Below are 1948 nucleotides of genomic sequence, written 5' to 3' on the forward strand. Positions count from 1 at the left end.
CGATCAATCAGCTTGGTGCAGGTCCTGGCAGACGTGCCGCGTCTCCAGGTTGTTCTTGGTATTCCACTCCACGACGGGGGCAATGGTTGTCGGCCCACAGTACGTTCAAGCCAGCAGCCCCCCCTCCAGCAGCCATCCGCCAAAGCAGGCAAATATATCGATAGCGGTAATCATGTGAAATTTTCCTTTGTGATGGCAAATTGGTATTATCGTTTCTTTTGGCGCATAGGGATGTCAGCCGTGGACGTAATGAGGTTTTTCGGGGATTCGTCGTGGTGGATCTCAGTCGTAATCGTTGGAATAGCGATTAACTTTTTCTCCGCTTACTCCAAAGGGTGGATTGATAGCGGTTTGGGCAAAATTTCTGAGAAATGGAAGAATTCTTCCGATAGAAGGAAACAGTCTCAGCAGGGAAAGATTGAAGAGTTGGCACGTAGCGAGTATTTACGGACGAAGGCTATGGTGACTGCAACTTACGTCCTCATTCGAGGCGTCAGCTTTCAGGTATTGGCTCTTATTGGAATTTATATGGCTGTATCTGCGGAAAAAATGCATGCTAACGGACTTTTTTTAGGAATTGGTTGCGTAGCAATAGTGTGTCTATCCATGTCTATGGCCGCCGTAGTGACCGCTGCATCCATTAGGAAGAGTGTTGAGTCCGCAGATAAACTCAATCTATCCTAGGAAAAGTTGCCGTGCTTCGGGATCAGCGCCCTGCCTTGCCGGCTGGCGTGATTCGTATAAATGGCGTATTAGAGTTCGGCCCGACATGGAGCTGGAAAGGGGATATAAATGGCAAAATTTCAGTATTGCTTTCCACAAACCATACTAGCTCGATGGGGCGATGACCCGAGAGAGAAGTATGAGACTCACTCTTCTGAATCTTTGTCTGGTCTTGATTTGGATTACGCAGTTGCTCAAATTGACATGTTGTCGGCTAAGTCTTTTATTTTGAACTTTGGTCCCGATCTTAGCTTGCAGTCAATCAGTATTAAAACGGAACAGGGCAGGGGAAATTGGGCTCCGCGGACAGACAGGGTACAAGCTTCAATAATTCTAGGATATGAGCCTTCTGATGAGGAGATGGCATGTATTTCCGAAAGATATCGTGCTTTAGTAATAGATGAATATCCGAAAGGAATTTCTTTATTGACTCTTGAAGAGCCCGCAACTAGATAAGTTGCTTATCGCCTGATCTGGCGCCGACCGAATCATGTCGATGCAGTCCGACCAGTTTCTGATGCTGCTGGACCCTGACGCTCTCCAATGCAGGCGCCGCCCTCCGTGACCGGATGCGGCATGATGGCAATTTGGCATTAAATCGTGTCTGATAGCCTTTTATGAGTTCAAGGAGCGCTCACGTGGGTAAAAAAAGCAAAGCTAAAAGAGAGGCCAAGCAAGCACTGAAAGCTGAGCGCCAGATGTCGCAGAGCTTCAAATCACTAGGAGTGCCTAGTTGGCTCGGGGATATGCTGGCAATGGAAAGTATTTTTAACGACCTAGATACCCCGCGCGCAATAACTGAGCAAGTATCTAGGTTTTGTTCATCTATCAGCTCGGAAACGCCATTTTACATTGATTCAGACCCCGAACCTTGGAGTCGTGACGGCTGCTGCGATTTGAACGTAATAGAACTCATGAAAGAAAATGGTGGGAGAGTTCTTTATGGCTTCCGCATTTGGTGCAATGAGGTGTATATCGAGGCCGAACGGCACGCTATCTGGACTGATGGTAAATCGTTCAGAGATGTCTCGTTTGTTGCTGATGGAACGGTCAAGGTGCTTTTCCTGCCTGATGTGGCAGAGAAGCAGGTAGACCTGATGTCCAATAAGCTCAAAATTCGTAAGGCTCTCAATCCAAAATACGAAGAATTTGTGGCCACCCGAAGCTTGATGGACATTGATCTCCCCCCTTGTAGTCCAGAGGAAGCCTGGAATATTTCGCAGAC

The 1948-nt window shown here is 47.5% G+C and carries 3 protein-coding genes; all 3 read left to right on the forward strand.

Features of this window, described 5'->3' with window-relative positions; translation table 11 throughout:
• On the forward strand, positions 1-684 hold a 684-nt coding region (locus AB0J87_RS64350; RefSeq protein ID WP_363985909.1), incomplete at its 5' end, for a hypothetical protein.
• A gap of 108 nt (positions 685-792) precedes the next feature.
• Complete coding sequence (locus AB0J87_RS64355) at positions 793-1179, forward strand: hypothetical protein (RefSeq protein WP_363985911.1); 387 nt, start codon at positions 793-795, stop codon at positions 1177-1179.
• 182 nt (positions 1180-1361) lie between these two features.
• Positions 1362-1948 (forward strand): hypothetical protein (locus AB0J87_RS64360; protein ID WP_363985913.1); only part of this gene is annotated, 587 nt, incomplete at its 3' end.

It is taken from the genome of Nonomuraea sp. NPDC049625 (assembly GCF_040675285.1).
In the GTDB taxonomy this organism is placed as follows: Bacteria; Actinomycetota; Actinomycetes; order Streptosporangiales; family Streptosporangiaceae; genus Nonomuraea; species Nonomuraea angiospora_A.